Below are 14,138 nucleotides of genomic sequence, written 5' to 3' on the forward strand. Positions count from 1 at the left end.
GCCGGTTCAGGGCTTGGAACCGATACCCAGGCAGATCATTTCCTCGTGGTTGCGCAGGTAGAGTTTGCCTTCGGCGAGGCTCGGAGCCGTCCAACATTTGCCCTTCAGGGCCTGGTAGGCGGCGTGTTCGCGGTAGGCTTCCGGCGTGGCCGCCACGGTGGTGAGCTTGCCGCGATCACTCAGGACCCAAAGACAATCGTCGGCGAGAATCAGCGTGCCTTTGCCGAAGCCCCGTTTGGCCCATTTCTGTTCACCTGATTCGGTGGAAATGCACTTGAGGGTGGCGTTGTCGAAGCCGTAGATATGGCCGTCCTGGGTGACCGAGGAGCTGAAGTGGTTCTTCATCGAGCGCGACCGCCAAAGCTCGCGAGGTGCAATCGGGTCGGCCTTCGCATCGATTTGAAACATGGCGGCGCCCACATCGCCGGCAGCCGAAACGAACAGTTTGTCGGGAGGAACGAACAGGGGATGGGCAATGCTGTTGGGCACCCACTCCGCGTCCCAGGCTTGGGTGCCGTCCAAGTGCAGGCCGGTGAGTTTGCCACCGGTGAGCAGCACCCATTGGGGGTTGCCGGCGAACGGCGCCAGGATGGGGGACATGTAGCCGTTGCCCGAGGAATATTTTTGCCAGAGCACGGAGCCGGTCTCGCGGTCGAAGGCGACGTAACCCTTGTCCTTCACCCCGCTGAGCTCCATCAGCACCGCTTTTTCGGTCATGATCGGGGACACGCAGACCCCGAAACGCGGGGTGGTGGTACCGAATTTCTCCTGCAGATCGACCGACCAATGGACCTTTCCGGTGGCGCGATCCAGGCTGAACAAGTTGCCGTAGGAGCCCACGGCCACGATGCGATCGCCGGAAATGAAGGGGGTCGCGCGCGGTCCGTTGCCGAATTGATTGACGAATTCTTCGCCCAGGCGCACGCGCCAGAGCTCTTTGCCGTTCTTGACCGCGAAGGCCCCGACGAATTCGCTTTTTTTGTCGCTACCCTCCTCGGGGGCGGAAAACAGGGTGTAAAAGGCGTCTCCGGCGATCACGATTTCGGAAAACCCGGCGCCCACCGGCATTTTCCAGAGCACCTCGGGCCCCTTCTCGGCCCATTGGGCGTTCAGGTTGCGTTCCGGGGAACTGCCGTTGTGGCTCGGGCCGCGAAATGCCGGCCAGCCGCGTTCGGGCGAGGCCGCCTGGGCCGAGATCGCGATGTTCAGAAGCAGCAGGATGGAGGCGCGCCGGAGAAGCGTGGGGTAGGAAAAGGCAGGAGAGCGAGACGGGACCGAACGAGATGTCACGAAGACCTCCGCGAAACAGCCGCGGGAACTCGGCTTTCGGCGGAATCGCCACTTCGCCTCGTGGAGCGAAGGCAGCCTCCAGCATTACCGGCCCATACGTCTGTTCTATCGTGAATTGGGGTTACTACCTTATTCTCTATCGCGCGGAAAAGGTTCCAAAAAGTTCACGCATTTTTCGGAAGGCCGGATGCGGCGCGGGAGGTCTGCCGCGTTCGAAAGTGAGATCAGCCCAGGACGCCGCGAAGCCACAGGCCGATATCGCGGATTTCTTCGGGCGAAACGCTGTGGGGCATGGGGTACTGGTGCCATTTCGGCTGGTACCCCAAGGTTTCCAGGAGGTCGTGGGATTTGCGGCCCCATTGGATGGGAACCACGGGATCGTAGGTACCGTGCGCCATGAAGAGCGGGATTCCGTGATTGACCTTGCGGTCCTCATCGGCCGCCGTCTCGTTGATGGGCACGTAGCACGACAATGCCAGCACCCCGGCCAGTTGTTCTTCGAAGCGAATCATGGTGTGCAGCGCCATGGCGCCGCCTTGTGAAAAACCGGCCAGGACCAGGCGATTGGCGGCGATGCCGCGTTCCTTTTCCCGAGAGATCAGGTCGCGCACCAGGCGCTCGGATTCCCGCACCCCTTCGCCGTCTTCCTTGGTGCCGCGCTCCAGGCTGTAGATGTCGTACCAGGCACGCATGGCGAATCCACCGTTGAGGGTCACGGGACGAACCGGTGCATGGGGAAATATGAACCGGACCGGTAGATCGTCGAAGCCCAATTCGGGAACGATCGGCTCGAAATCGTGCCCGTCGGCGCCGAGACCGTGGAGCCAGATGACACAAGCTTCGGCGGGTTGTTTGGGCTCGATTTCAATGGTTTCCAGACGGGGTTGTGACATGGGGGACCTCGATAAAAGTAAAGGTATACCACGCGGTTTCCGACAATCGACGCGTGGCGGCATAGGTTGCAGCACAGCTTAGCGGCAAGCAGGGGGGAACGCAAGAGCGGGTACGGCTCGGGGAGGCTTGGGCATCCATCGGGAAGGGTTCTCTTCAATCAGTTTCGAATTGCCGTTGTTTCCTCAACCTTTTGGGGATCGAAACCGATAGGAAATTGGAAATCTGTGAAAAATGAAAAGAGCTGCCGCTTTCTATTGATGAGGTCATCGGTATTCAATTGGAATATTTGAGCCGTTGTCCATCGTATTTGGACCCGGTTTCGAAATTGTTCGTTCGAGATCCCTGGACAGTCGCCGATTTTGTCGCCTTCGATCATTGAAGGATGTTGGAAGTCTCATGCTTGTAACAGGTTTTGCTGGAAAAGACAGCATGATGGGTCCCGAGTTCCCCTGCTGCGGGAGGTTCGGGTGAAACAGTACGAAGGAAAGATTCTGGTCGTCGACGACTTCGACCTGAACCGGGACATGCTCGTCAGGCGCCTGAAGTCCAGGGGCTTTGACGCCTGGGGCGCGGAAGACGGTCGCAATTGTCTCAAAATGATCGAAGAGTTGCCCCTCGATCTGGTCCTGCTGGACATCATGATGCCCGACATGGACGGGTTCGAAGTCGTGCAGGCCATTCGGGCCGATCGGGACTCGGCGGATTTGGCCGTCATCATGGTCACGGCCAAGGACAACAGTGAAGATATCGTTCGGGCGCTGGAGCTGGGTGCCGACGATTACGTCACCAAACCGATCGATTTCGCGGTGGTGCTGGCCCGCATCAAAACCCAGATGGCGCGGCGCAATCTGGAACTGGCCCTGCGCGAGTCGGAGGAGCGCTTCGCCCTGGCCGCTCGCGGCTCCAACGACGGCCTGTGGGATTGGAACCTGCGCACCCAAAAAGTATATTTCTCCGATCGGTGGAAGGCCATGCTGGGTTGGAAGCCCGACGAGATCGCCGACAGCATTCAGGAGTGGTTCGACCGGGTTCACCGCGACGACCTTGGCCGATTGCGGCTGATGCTCGAGCGCCACCTGTCCGGCGAGGCGGAAAAGCTGGAGTGCGAGTACCGCATCGCCCACAAGGACGGCAAGTTCCGGTGGATGCTGTGTCGGGGAATGGCGGTCTGCGACGTGTCGGGACGAGCCTATCGAATGGCCGGCTGGCAAACCGACACCACCAATCGGGGCGAACACGACATACTGACCTCGTTGCCCAATCGCGGCCTCTTCCTGGATCGCCTCAGCAATACCATTCAGCGCTGCAGCCGATCCGGCGACCAGTCGTTTGCGGCCTTCTACGTGGGGATCGATCGCTTTCGGGTGGTCAACGACAGTCTGGGTCACAAGTGGGGAGACCAGATCCTGATCAAGGTGGCCCGTCGTCTCGAGACGCTGTTGGACCCCGGAGATACGCTCGCTCGCCTGGGCGGCGACGAATTCTCCATTTTGGTGGAGGGCATCAACAGTATCGGTTCGGCCACCGACTTCGCCAACCGGGTTCGCGAGGAACTGGCCCGGCCCATCGAGTTGAACGAACAGGAAGTCCACATCACCGCCGGCCTGGGCATCGCCCTGGCCGACGATCAGTCGGTCGGCGCAGAGGAAATCCTGCGCCGTGCCCACTCCGCCCTCGATCAAGCCAAGGCCCGCGGCAAGAACGCGGTTCACTTCTACGACAACCACATGACCGAGGTCCTGATCAGCGAATTGCAGATGGAGAACGAGCTGCGCAGGGCCTTGGATCGCGAGGAACTCTATCTGCAGTACCAGCCCCAAATCGATACCTGCAGCGGGCGAGTCGTCGGTGCCGAGGCTCTGATTCGCTGGAAGAGCGAAAAATACGGACACATGCCGCCGGGCCGGTTCATTCCCCTGGCCGAGGAGACCGGTTTGATCGTGCCGATCGGCGATTGGGTCCTCGAGACCGCCTGTCGCCAGAATCAGGCGTGGCGCGATGCCGGCCTGCCGCCGATTCGCGTCGCCATCAACCTCTCTTCCCGACAGTTCCGCCACCACGACATCTTCGCTTCCGTACAGCGCGCCTTGGATGAATCCGGATTGGACCCCACCGGGCTCGACCTGGAATTGACCGAAAGCCTGTTGATGGAGCACGTCGAAGAGACCATCGCCTACTTGGAACGCCTTCACGAGTTGGGGGTCCAGATCTCCGTCGACGATTTCGGGACCGGTTACTCGTCACTGGCCTATCTGAAGCGGTTTCCGCTGGACACCCTGAAAATCGATCGATCATTCGTCACCCACATCACTTCGGACCCCGACGATGCGGCGATTTGCAGCGCGATCATCGGTATGGCGCACAACCTGCGCATGCGGGTGATCGCCGAGGGCGTGGAAACCCAGGAACACCTGTACTTCCTGCGCGACCTCAATTGCGACGAATTGCAGGGCTTCTTTTTCAGTCCACCACTGCTGGCCCCGAAATTGGCCGAAATCCTCAAGAATAACAAACGATGGCTGCCGGGACAGGAGGGCCTCAATTGAGGTGTCTCGGCAATCCGGGGACGATCACGAATCCGATCTCTGGTCCAGCAAGGTGTGGATCTTGTCCAGCAAACGCTTGAAATCGATAGGCTTGGTATCGTAGTCATCGCAGCCGGCATTCAGGCCCTTCTGCCGATCGCCGCTCATGGCGTGGGCCGATAGCCCGATGACGGGAATATCTTGAGTTTCCGGATTCGACTTGATGCGCCGTGTCGCTTCCCACCCGTCCATCTGGGGTAGGCTCATATCCATCAAAATCAGGTCTGGTTTGACTTCTTCGACTTTTTCCAGGGCCTGAAGGCCGTCAACCGCCTCGGCGACTTCGAATCCTTTGCGCTTGAGACGGCGTGACAACATGTCACGGTTCATTTCGTGATCTTCCACCAGCAGGATCTTGTTCATCATGCGGGGACCTCCCCTCGATCGCCACGCGAATCATTCTGTTCACTCAAGTATAGAAGTATTTGCTTTTTCAATTGCTTCAAAAACTCCCTATCTTTGATTTCGCTTGGGTGGCCGAGGTGGGTAAGTCGGCCCAGAACATGTAGTTGTGACTCCGCGGCGGGGCTTGCGGAGGTGATGAATACGATGGGGATTTCCGTGAAACGATGGTCCTTACGCACGTGTTCGAAAAAGTCGTAACCGTCCATTTCGGGCATCATCAGATCGAGGAAGATGAGTGCGGGGTGCTGGTTTTGAAGCAGTTGTAGGGCTTCGCGACCGCCTGCCGCCTCCACCACGGGCCAATCGCCCTTTTCCAACGCCTTGCTCAACATGCGGCGCGACACGCGATCGTCGTCCACGACCATGATCGGCCGCTCGGAGGGAGATCCGAGCAGACGCGTCGCCAATCGCGCGATGCGCTTTTCCTCGATCGGTTTGATCAGGTACCCCAGCGAGCCCAGAGTGTAGGTGACGCTGATGCGGTCCATCATCGAGAACATGATAACCGGCTTTTCACTGGTGGTGGGATGGCTCTGTAATCGCAACAAGGTCTCCAGACCCAAGAAGTTGGGCATGGTTCCGTTGAGCACCAACAGCTCCGGCCTGACTCGATCGGCCACCTGGACGGCCTCTTCTTCGCTGCAGGCGGAGTGGATTTCGAGATTTAGTTTTTCCAGTTGAGAGATGAAAAACTGAGTTTCGTCCTCGTTGTCGTGGACCAGCAAGATCGAACGGGGTCCATCCGGGTGGGCTTTGCTCGGCAGGATCGGGCCGGTGAATGCCGGAATGCACACGCGAAAGGTGGTGCCCTCGCCCGCCACGCTTTCGGCATCCAGGGTTCCGCCCATCATTTGACACAGGCTGTGGCAAATGGCCAGCCCGAGGCCGCCCTCGTCGCGTTCGGTCAATACCCCCGGCGTTTGAGTCAGGACGCCGCGAAACAGGCGCTCGATGCGATTCTTGGGAATGCCGCGACCGGTATCGCGAACCGTGAAGGTCAGCCACGGCAGTCCATGGCGCTCCTGCATCTCGATCTTCAGCGTGATCTCGCCGTCCTGTGTGAATCGGATCGCGTTGTGCAGCAGGTGCAGCAGTACCTGACGCAGCTTGCTGATGTCGCCCTCCAGCGTTTCCAGGTGTTCTTCCGCCTCGATGGAAAAGCGGTTGCCGGATTGGGCCAACTTCGCATCGATCGTGCGCGCCAATTCGTCGGCGAAATCCACGGGGTGGAACAGGTCGTACACCACCTGCATTTTGCCGGCCTTGATTTTGGAAAGCTCCAAAATGCTGTTGATCTTCTCCAGCAGGTGTTGGCCGGCCGACTCGATCTTCTTGATGTCGGGCAGCGGCGTATCCCAACCGTTCTCGCGGCAGGCATCGCCGACCATTTCGCTGTACCCGATAATCACGTTCAACGGGGTGCGCATTTCGTGACTCATGTGGGAGAGGAAGGCGTCCTTGGCTCGATTGCTCTCCAACGAGACCTTTTCCGATTGGATCAGGTTGTGGATTTCGGCGTGTTCGTGGCGGCGGATGCGGTCGCGTTCGCGGGTCAATTCCTGCCGGGTCTGAGCCAGAATCCCCTCGATTCGACGCGTCTGGTTTTGAGCCTCGTGGAGGAGCGTCTCACTGCGCACGAGAGATTCCTGTAAATCTTTTATTTGAGTATCTTTATGCCAGGAGTCGTCTTGTGTGACGCGCAGCAGTCGGCGTGCCGCGAGCGCCTTGTAGACGGCATAGAACGCCAGGGCGAAGGCGATCCCGGTCAACAGCGTCATACCGACCGGGGACATGACGCCCGGTTCCGCCGGCAGTTCCGAAGCGCCGACCGGCACCGTCTGGGCCAATCCTTCGAGGAAAAAAAGAGGGATAGCCACACTCGTGCGCAGCAGGACCCGTCGCCCCTGGCCGTGCGCCGGCCGAGCCGGGTCGACCCGTTTCGGCTTGGTCGCCGATGGGGGATGGGTGGGTTCGTCTCGAAGCGTTTCGTGGCGTACGGGGACCATCCCTCGCCGATCGGCTTCGGCGACGACCGTCAATTGCCGGCGTTTCCCCGGACGCGTACGGGAACCGGGAAGGGAGCCGGATGGGTCCTTGCCGACACATTCATCGAGAAAATCCTGGGTTGGCTCTGAAGCAATCATCATAGGCGGGAAGGGTCTCCGCGAAACCGTTGCCCGAAGAGTGTCGGCCGAAAGTGCGCCGACTCGTTGACGCGGCAGGAACGGGTTTGGGATGGTTTGTAGGGAGCTGTCGGAAACGTACGCCTATTCTATCGGTGAAATGCCTGGAATGATTAAGCTAAATCCTCCTTGGCCGGGTTGAATGATTCACCTTTTCCGCTCGGTGCGACCAGGTGGACCCGCCTCCGGCCCGGGTTGCGGGTTTTTGATGAGGTCGAAAACCAAAAAAGCCACCCGAAAGAACGGGTGGCTTCCTCGTGGAATCGGTGCCTCTCGATGGGTGATCGGCCATCGGGTCCACGCGAATCAGGGTTTGGGAAAAGGGTTCGTTTTCGAACGTCACATGACGAATGGAACGAATCGAAACCCGTTCTCCCGAGTGTGCGCTGCGCGAATCGTCACACCGTGCCGGTACCGCCGGTACCGCCAGTGTCGGTGGTGCCACCGCTGGGCGCCTCGACCATGCCCATCTTGCGCTTCAATTCCAACAGCGAGTCGGATGCTGCGGCTTGGGGCGCATTCAACGCGGTCTCGATCTCGTCGTCGAGATTGCTCATCCCCATGTCGCTGACCTCGCCGTAGGCCTGAGCCAACGATTCTTCCTCGTCGACCTTCTGCTTCATCTTCTCCAGCATCGAGATGGTGCCCGAAGAATCCACGGTGGAGAGTTGCTTGTTGATTTTCTTCATGGACTCCGCGGTTTTGGCGCGGGCCTTCAGGGTGACCAGCTCGTTTTCATAGCGTTGGATGGTCTTGCGGAGCTTTTCCACCTTGGCTTGAAGGGTGTCGGCCATTTTCTTCTGGGCCTGGTAGTCCGTGCTGAGACTCTGAACCTGCTTGGCCGCTTCTTCCTTGCGGGTCAGCGCCTCGGTGGCCAGGCGATCGGCGTCACCGACTTCCATGCCACCACTCTGCGCCTTCTGTAGGAGCAGCATGGCCTTGCGCTCGTAGTCCGCCGCGATCTTGTTCTTGTCGTTGCAATCGCGTTCCAGGCGCAGCGCCAGGGATTTGACCTGGGCCAGGCTGGTCATGGCCTGCTGTAGGTCGTTTTTCAGATCGCGGATGCCTTGCTCCGTCATCTTGATCGGATCTTCCAATTTATCCACGACCGAATGAGCTTCCGATTGGAAGATTTTGAAAATTCGACTGAATACCATACCTACTACCTCCCCTAATTAAGCGCGTGCGTAACCGAGCAGCTCGCCACAGTGCTCGGCCATCGCCAATGAAAGTGCCCTGATCGAACCTTCGAGCTCGTTGAGGTCGAGGTTCGCCAACTGAAGCGTGTCGCGCCAGGCAACGAATTTGCCATCGCCGGAAAGCGTGTAGGCGCCGTGCACAAGATCGGAGTTCATCTGCAGCAAGCGTTTGTAGAGGTCGCCGCTGTTTTCCGGCACTTCCATGATGAGCTGTTCCAGGACCAGGATCGGCGCTTCGCAATCGACGATCAGATTGCTGATGCCGTTTTCCTCGTCCTCGACGACGAACAACTCTTCTGCCAGATTACCTTCCACGATCTTAATGCCGAGCTCAAGCAGGTAGGTCTGGACCTTCTCATAATGCTCTGACATTGATATGCCTCCTTGAAATCACCCGGATGACGGGCCTAAGTATTCTCTATCTTGAATTCTTTGCGATGGGAGTCCCCGAGTCCCTACTCGGTTGGCCCGGAGAGGAATGCCCCGGAGAAGCGGGCGCAGGGTGAGGGCGAGCCGTTCGAAGTCGGCCGCCGAGCCGGCGCCTGGGTCGAATCACGTTTTCAGGCGCTTTTCCAGTTCGCGATAGGCGATGTTGATTTGTTGGGTCAACTCCTCGGCCACCTTTCGTTTCTCCGCGGACTGATTGTGCAAATCTGGATGGTACTTCCTCAGAAGTTTCTTGCGTGCCGCCCTAACGGTTTCCAGATCAGAACCGTAGGGCACCTCGAGATTGGCGTAGTAGCGCGCCAGGTCGGGATCCTCTTGGGGGCCGCCGCCGCCGGTCGCATGACCGTACGAACGGTCGCTGGAAGTACCACCGAGATCCTGATCGAAATGAGACGTGTCGTGAGCCTGGCGATCGGCGGTGCCGGTGCCGCCCTGCGGCTGACCCAGAATGCGGGTGACCGCTTCGTGGGTGCGGATGGCATGGGCATTGGCACGCACGATATCTTTCAGACGATCAAACATGCTCATGGTGGTTTCCAAACGCGAGAATGGCTTCATCATAACCGGTTTATCCTTCAAAACCCAACCGCTAATCTGACCGGTCGGGGTCTGGAAAGTCCGGCGTTTTGAGTGGTGGAAAGGGGCCAATCGCGGCGAAATTCCCCGCGGCTCGGCAAAGGCTGACCGGTGCCTGCCCGGCTTCAATAGAAATCCCAGCGACCCTTGGCGTAGTAGCGGTGCAGGCTCAGGTCGTCGGTTTCGGAATTGACCGTGATTTCGTCCAAGTCCTCGAGGATGCCCTTGCCGAAATGCGACATGGAGATCATGGCGTCCCGGTTCAGGAATCGGGTGTCGATGGTGTCGAATCGCTGGTCGCTCAACAATTCACGCATACTTCGCGGCGGCGCGGCCGGCAGGTTCCACCCCAGGACCCAGCCCCATTCCCCCATGGTGGGAATGTGGTTGTGGAACGTCGTGGTCTGCAGGTCGGCGGCGCCCATGGTCTTGTAGATGCAGGTGAAGGCCTGGCGCGAGAAGAACGGGCTGGTGGCCTGGGTGATCAGGGTTCCGCCCGTGATCAGGTTCCGCTTGGCAAGGCGGTAGAACTGGACCGAATACAGGCGAGCCAGGTCGACGGTTTTGGGATCCGGCAAATCGACGATGATCACGCCGAAAGGCATGCGATTCTCTTCCAGGAAGAGGTAGGCGTCGCGGTTGACGACCTGGACGCGGGGATCGTCGAGTGCGCCGCCGTTCAATTCGCGCAAGACCGGATGCTCGCGACCCAGGCGGGTGACGGCGGGATCCAGGTCGACCAGCACGATGTCCTCGACCTCGGGATACTTCAACAACTCGCGCGCGGCGAGGCCGTCGCCACCGCCCAGAATCAACACGCGTCGTCGATCCTGGCTGAGGGCCATGGCGGGATGAACCAGCGGTTCGTGGTAATGCGCTTCGTCGTAACTGCTGAACTGTTGGTGCCCGTTGAGGTAGAGCCAGTGGTCCTGCTTCCAACGGGTCAGGACGATGCGCTGGTAGGGCGTCTGTTCCTGGTAGATCACCTTGTCCCGGTAGCGTGCCTGCTCGCCGAACAGCACGATCGGTTTGGCGAACAGGGCCAACAACAGCAGGCTGGTGCCGGTGGCGAAAAAAGCCAGGTACCAATTTTGGCGGCCGGCGAGGCGGTCTTTGAAAACCGCCGTCAACCCGATCGCGGCGGCCAGGTTGATCATGCCCAGGATGATCGGGGTGTAGGTCAATCCGAGATAGGGCAGCGCGACGAACGCGAAGAGCAGGCCGCCCAGCAAGGCGCCGTAGTAATCCTTCTCGAGGATGGTGCTGATGTTGTAGCGCAGTTCCTCGAATTCTTCGTTGATTCGCGTCGCCAAGGGCATCTCCATCCCGATCAGGAACCCGATCGCCATGGCTACCGAGTAGATCATCACCGCCAGGCTTTCGGTAAAGGCCGCGATGAAGTAGATGAAGGTGGCGCTGGCCGCGCAAAGTAGGGAAAGGATGGTCTCGGCCAGCACGAACCAGGTCAACAGCCGTCGATTCAGGTGCTTGCTGAATCGGCTGCCGAGGCCCATCGCGAACAGCATCAGCGAAATGATCAAGGTCCACTGCTTAACCGAATTGCCCAGCAGGTAGCTGGCCAGGGTGGACATCGCGTATTCGGCCACGATGCCCGAGAAGCCGGTTGCGAAGATGCACAGCTTGAGCATGCGCCCGCGCAAGCGATGTTGCCGTGCGGCGACCGCGTCGCCCGTCGGGGAAGTGGAGGGATCGGGCGTTTGCGGAATCGCTGGATTCGAAGCGGGTAGGGAGGTCATGAGGGGGATCGTTTCCTGGAATGTGGCTGGCTCGGCGTTTCGAGGCGACCCGCCTCGGCCAAATCGCATCCGGATGAACCGGAGATCGAGGCGGTTCGGCGCGGGGACGGGTGGTTCAGAGGATCCAAGTGATCAGCATCGAGGCCGAGATGTAGGAGGTCGCTTCGATGAGGCCCGCGCCCACGTTGGGTTTTTCCTGGTTGACCAACTCATCGGTCAGGCGCGCGCCCGGCAGCAACAGCCGGTCGGTGGCGATGCGCAGCAGGGGCAACACGATCACGCCCAAGGCCGCGTAAGCCGCGAATCCCGACATGTTTTCGGCCCAGGATTCGAAGTCGCCGCTTACCGCGATGCGCAACACGTTGCCCAAACCCACCAAAAGGCCGGCGAACGCGACACCTACGGCCACGTTGTCCTTTTCCACCTCGTCGTGCAGGTCGAACTTGTTCGTCAGGTTGTACACCCGCGTCACGATCACCAGCGCCAACTGGCCCAACAGCCAGAACACGATGCCCGTGACCAGGTCGCCGTCCTGACCGGAGAAGGCCCCCGCGAAAATGAGGCCCATCGCCATGTAGTTGCCGGCTTCGATGGCGCCGGTTCCCTCGTTGCGGTCGTCGATGATTTCCTTGACGTTGTCGAACTTGTGGAGAATCAGTTTGTCGTTGATGAAGCCGGAGAAGTTCAGGAGAACGACGGCGAAAAGGCCGAAAAAGAAGATGTCGATCAGATCTTCGCCGAGACCGTTCGAGGGGCCCAGCAAGACGCCGCCGATGGCGAAGACGAGGCCGAGCATGTAGCCCGCGACGGTGATGGCCACGGCCAAGTTGTCGTGTTCGACCAATTGGTCCTTCAACTTGAAACGAGGGTGCATCAGGTCGAACACGAATTTACCGACCACGAACAACACCATCACGGCGGCCAGGTAAACCAGCGAAGTCAGGAATTGATCCAAAGTCATTGTTCCTCTCCCATGAGAATGCGATTGATCCGACAGGGGCCGCCGATCCGGCCTTATTTACCACCACTGGAAAAGCTGCGGCTGCGTGAGCTGCTCATGCGGCTGCGGCTGGTGCGGCTGCTGGAGCTGCGAGACTTGCTGGTGGTCGAAGTCGAGCTGCGCGTGACGCTGCGGCCGTAGGTCCGCTTGGCGACCTTGTCCCTGAATTTGGTTTTCGATCGTGCCTCGCGGGTTTGGGCGCGCTGGTAGAAGTTCGGCTTGGTTTTGCGCGTGTAGCTGCCGGCGGTGCCGTATTGCTTGTTGCGGCCGTAATAGGGCACCCGGTTTTTGTAGTAGTTGTTGTGGTAGTTGTTGTAGTACTTGCGCTTGAAGGGGCTTTCGAAGACGTCGAACACGCTGCTGATGAAGGCGTATTTGCCGTAAAACTCCCAGAAACTGTCACCGGAGCTGTTGGTGCGCCATTGCCCGTACTGTGGGTTGCCCACGTACTGGTAGCCCGTTGGTTGCGGCGTGGTGCTCTCTTCACCCTTGCTGGTCTTCATGGCGATGGTCATGCCCAGGGCGCCCTCGTACTTTTTGAAGGTCTCTTCGGAGACCTGGATCCAACCGGTTTCGTGGGTTCGGAATTTGGGCTCCTCGCCCGGAAGGTCCTGTAGGAAATAGACCCGGTATTGGTGATAGGGCGTTTTGACGAAGTTGCCGTCCTGCTTCATGTCCTCGAGGACAATCGAGTATTCCGGCGTGTCCTTGAAAAGCGCGATGGTTTGGGCCAGGCCGTCTTCCGGTGCGCCGGAGCAGGACCACAGGAACAGCATGGCGGCCAAAGCGGCCCATGTGGAATGAGAGCGTTGGATATTCACGTGCAGCACCTCGGTTTCGTCGTGGTTCGATGGTGGATGGCGGGGTTTCGGCGGGTGGTCCCGCGGAACTCAGCGGCCACCCGGCAGGATGTTGGTGAATTCGTATTCTTCGACGTAGAAACCGGCAGCGGCTTCGAAGTCGTTCTCGCCCCACTGCTCGACGCTCACGAAGCTTTCCTCGTCGTCGCTCAGGAAGGTCCAGGAGATGAACTCCTGACCGGGCGCCTTGCCGTCTTCGTAGAACAGGCCGCTATCTTCCTCGTCCAGCGTGAATTCCTTGTTCTGGTAATGGATTTTGCGCGGCGGTTCGTCGAATTGGCCGATGTGTTTGGCCAGGTTCTCTTCGATACTGGACATGCGGATCTTTTTGGCGAAGGACCATTCCACTTCGTCGTCCTCGTAGCGCTCGAGGAAGACCAGCGCCCCTTCCGCACGCAGACACCATTCTTCGGCTTCGTCGTTTCGGCCGTATTCGTAGACGTTGTAGCCCACGACTTCCCAGGTCTTCATGTTGTAGTCGACCAAAAACCCGACTTTCATTTTCGAGAGGGTCAGATCGTGGAGCGGGTCGATTTGGGATTTGGGGTCCGGTTTCTTCTTGAACATGTCGAACAAGCCCATGGTGTTCGTTTCTCCTCAACGTATTGCCGGCGCCTGGGGCCCTTCAGCGCCACCGTGGTGGCGAGGTGCGCCCGTGCGGCCGGCTCGGGTCTCGCTTCCGCGCTCGCGGGGAATAGGGAACCGTGGGCCGCGTGCCATGGCCATCGGGAATCACGATTGGAGCGAAGGGGAACGAAACCATACCTAGTCTATCTATTAGACGGCGGGAATCCAAAGCAAAAGGTGTCTTCGAATCAAGGACTTTTGCGAACTCGCCCGCTGTCGTCCCGATCCGTGGCGCCTTCCGTCTCAATCGTAAGTGGCCCGTCGAGGATAAAGGAGTCGAACGATGTGCCTTTCGTCGTGCGGGCGACGGCACTT

At 59.3% G+C, this 14,138-nt stretch carries 12 protein-coding genes; 1 reads left to right on the forward strand and 11 read right to left on the reverse strand.

Going from position 1 to position 14,138, the window contains the following annotated elements; translation table 11 throughout:
* Positions 1-6 precede the first annotated feature (6 nt).
* The gene (locus tag J3U87_RS19550) at positions 7-1,290 is read right to left on the reverse strand and encodes a PQQ-binding-like beta-propeller repeat protein (RefSeq protein WP_237377461.1); all 1,284 of its coding nucleotides are present in this window, start codon (positions 1,288-1,290) and stop codon (positions 7-9) included.
* Positions 1,291-1,514: 224 nt separating this feature from the next.
* Complete coding sequence (locus J3U87_RS19555) at positions 1,515-2,183, reverse strand: alpha/beta hydrolase (protein WP_237377462.1); 669 nt, start codon at positions 2,181-2,183, stop codon at positions 1,515-1,517.
* Between the two features lie 468 nt (positions 2,184-2,651).
* Here J3U87_RS19555 and J3U87_RS19560 point away from each other — a divergent pair, with 468 nt between their 5' ends.
* Positions 2,652-4,730, forward strand: coding sequence for a putative bifunctional diguanylate cyclase/phosphodiesterase (locus J3U87_RS19560; protein WP_237377463.1), 2,079 nt, complete (start codon positions 2,652-2,654; stop codon positions 4,728-4,730).
* A gap of 24 nt (positions 4,731-4,754) precedes the next feature.
* On the opposite strand, the gene J3U87_RS19565 is transcribed toward J3U87_RS19560, so the two are convergent.
* The 9 genes from J3U87_RS19565 to J3U87_RS19605 form a co-directional block, all read right to left on the reverse strand.
* On the reverse strand, positions 4,755-5,132 hold the full coding sequence (locus tag J3U87_RS19565; RefSeq protein WP_420038312.1) for a response regulator: 378 nt from the start codon (positions 5,130-5,132) through the stop codon (positions 4,755-4,757).
* A complete protein-coding gene (locus J3U87_RS19570; RefSeq protein WP_237377465.1) occupies positions 5,132-7,321 on the reverse strand; it encodes an ATP-binding response regulator in 2,190 nt (729 codons plus the stop codon). Before J3U87_RS19570 ends, J3U87_RS19565 begins: the two co-directional genes overlap by 1 nt.
* Before the next feature lie 434 nt (positions 7,322-7,755).
* The gene (locus J3U87_RS19575) at positions 7,756-8,514 is read right to left on the reverse strand and encodes a PspA/IM30 family protein (protein ID WP_237377466.1); all 759 of its coding nucleotides are present in this window, start codon (positions 8,512-8,514) and stop codon (positions 7,756-7,758) included.
* Positions 8,515-8,532: 18 nt separating this feature from the next.
* A complete protein-coding gene (locus tag J3U87_RS19580) occupies positions 8,533-8,928 on the reverse strand; it encodes a YbjN domain-containing protein (protein ID WP_237377467.1) in 396 nt (131 codons plus the stop codon).
* Between the two features lie 180 nt (positions 8,929-9,108).
* The gene (locus J3U87_RS19585; protein WP_237377468.1) at positions 9,109-9,531 is read right to left on the reverse strand and encodes a J domain-containing protein; all 423 of its coding nucleotides are present in this window, start codon (positions 9,529-9,531) and stop codon (positions 9,109-9,111) included.
* 173 nt (positions 9,532-9,704) lie between these two features.
* Complete coding sequence (locus tag J3U87_RS19590; protein WP_237377469.1) at positions 9,705-11,336, reverse strand: polyamine aminopropyltransferase; 1,632 nt, start codon at positions 11,334-11,336, stop codon at positions 9,705-9,707.
* A gap of 115 nt (positions 11,337-11,451) precedes the next feature.
* Entirely contained in the window at positions 11,452-12,297 is an 846-nt protein-coding gene (locus J3U87_RS19595) for a DUF350 domain-containing protein (protein ID WP_237377470.1), read from the reverse strand.
* 53 nt (positions 12,298-12,350) lie between these two features.
* A complete protein-coding gene (locus J3U87_RS19600) occupies positions 12,351-13,157 on the reverse strand; it encodes a hypothetical protein (RefSeq protein WP_237377471.1) in 807 nt (268 codons plus the stop codon).
* Positions 13,158-13,226: 69 nt separating this feature from the next.
* Positions 13,227-13,778: a DUF4178 domain-containing protein gene (locus J3U87_RS19605; RefSeq protein WP_237377472.1), complete on the reverse strand. Its 552-nt coding sequence runs from the start codon at positions 13,776-13,778 to the stop codon at positions 13,227-13,229.
* Between the last annotated feature and the right edge of the window lie 360 nt (positions 13,779-14,138).

It is taken from the genome of Sulfidibacter corallicola, assembly GCF_017498545.1.
Lineage (GTDB): Bacteria > Acidobacteriota > Holophagae > Acanthopleuribacterales > Acanthopleuribacteraceae > Sulfidibacter > Sulfidibacter corallicola.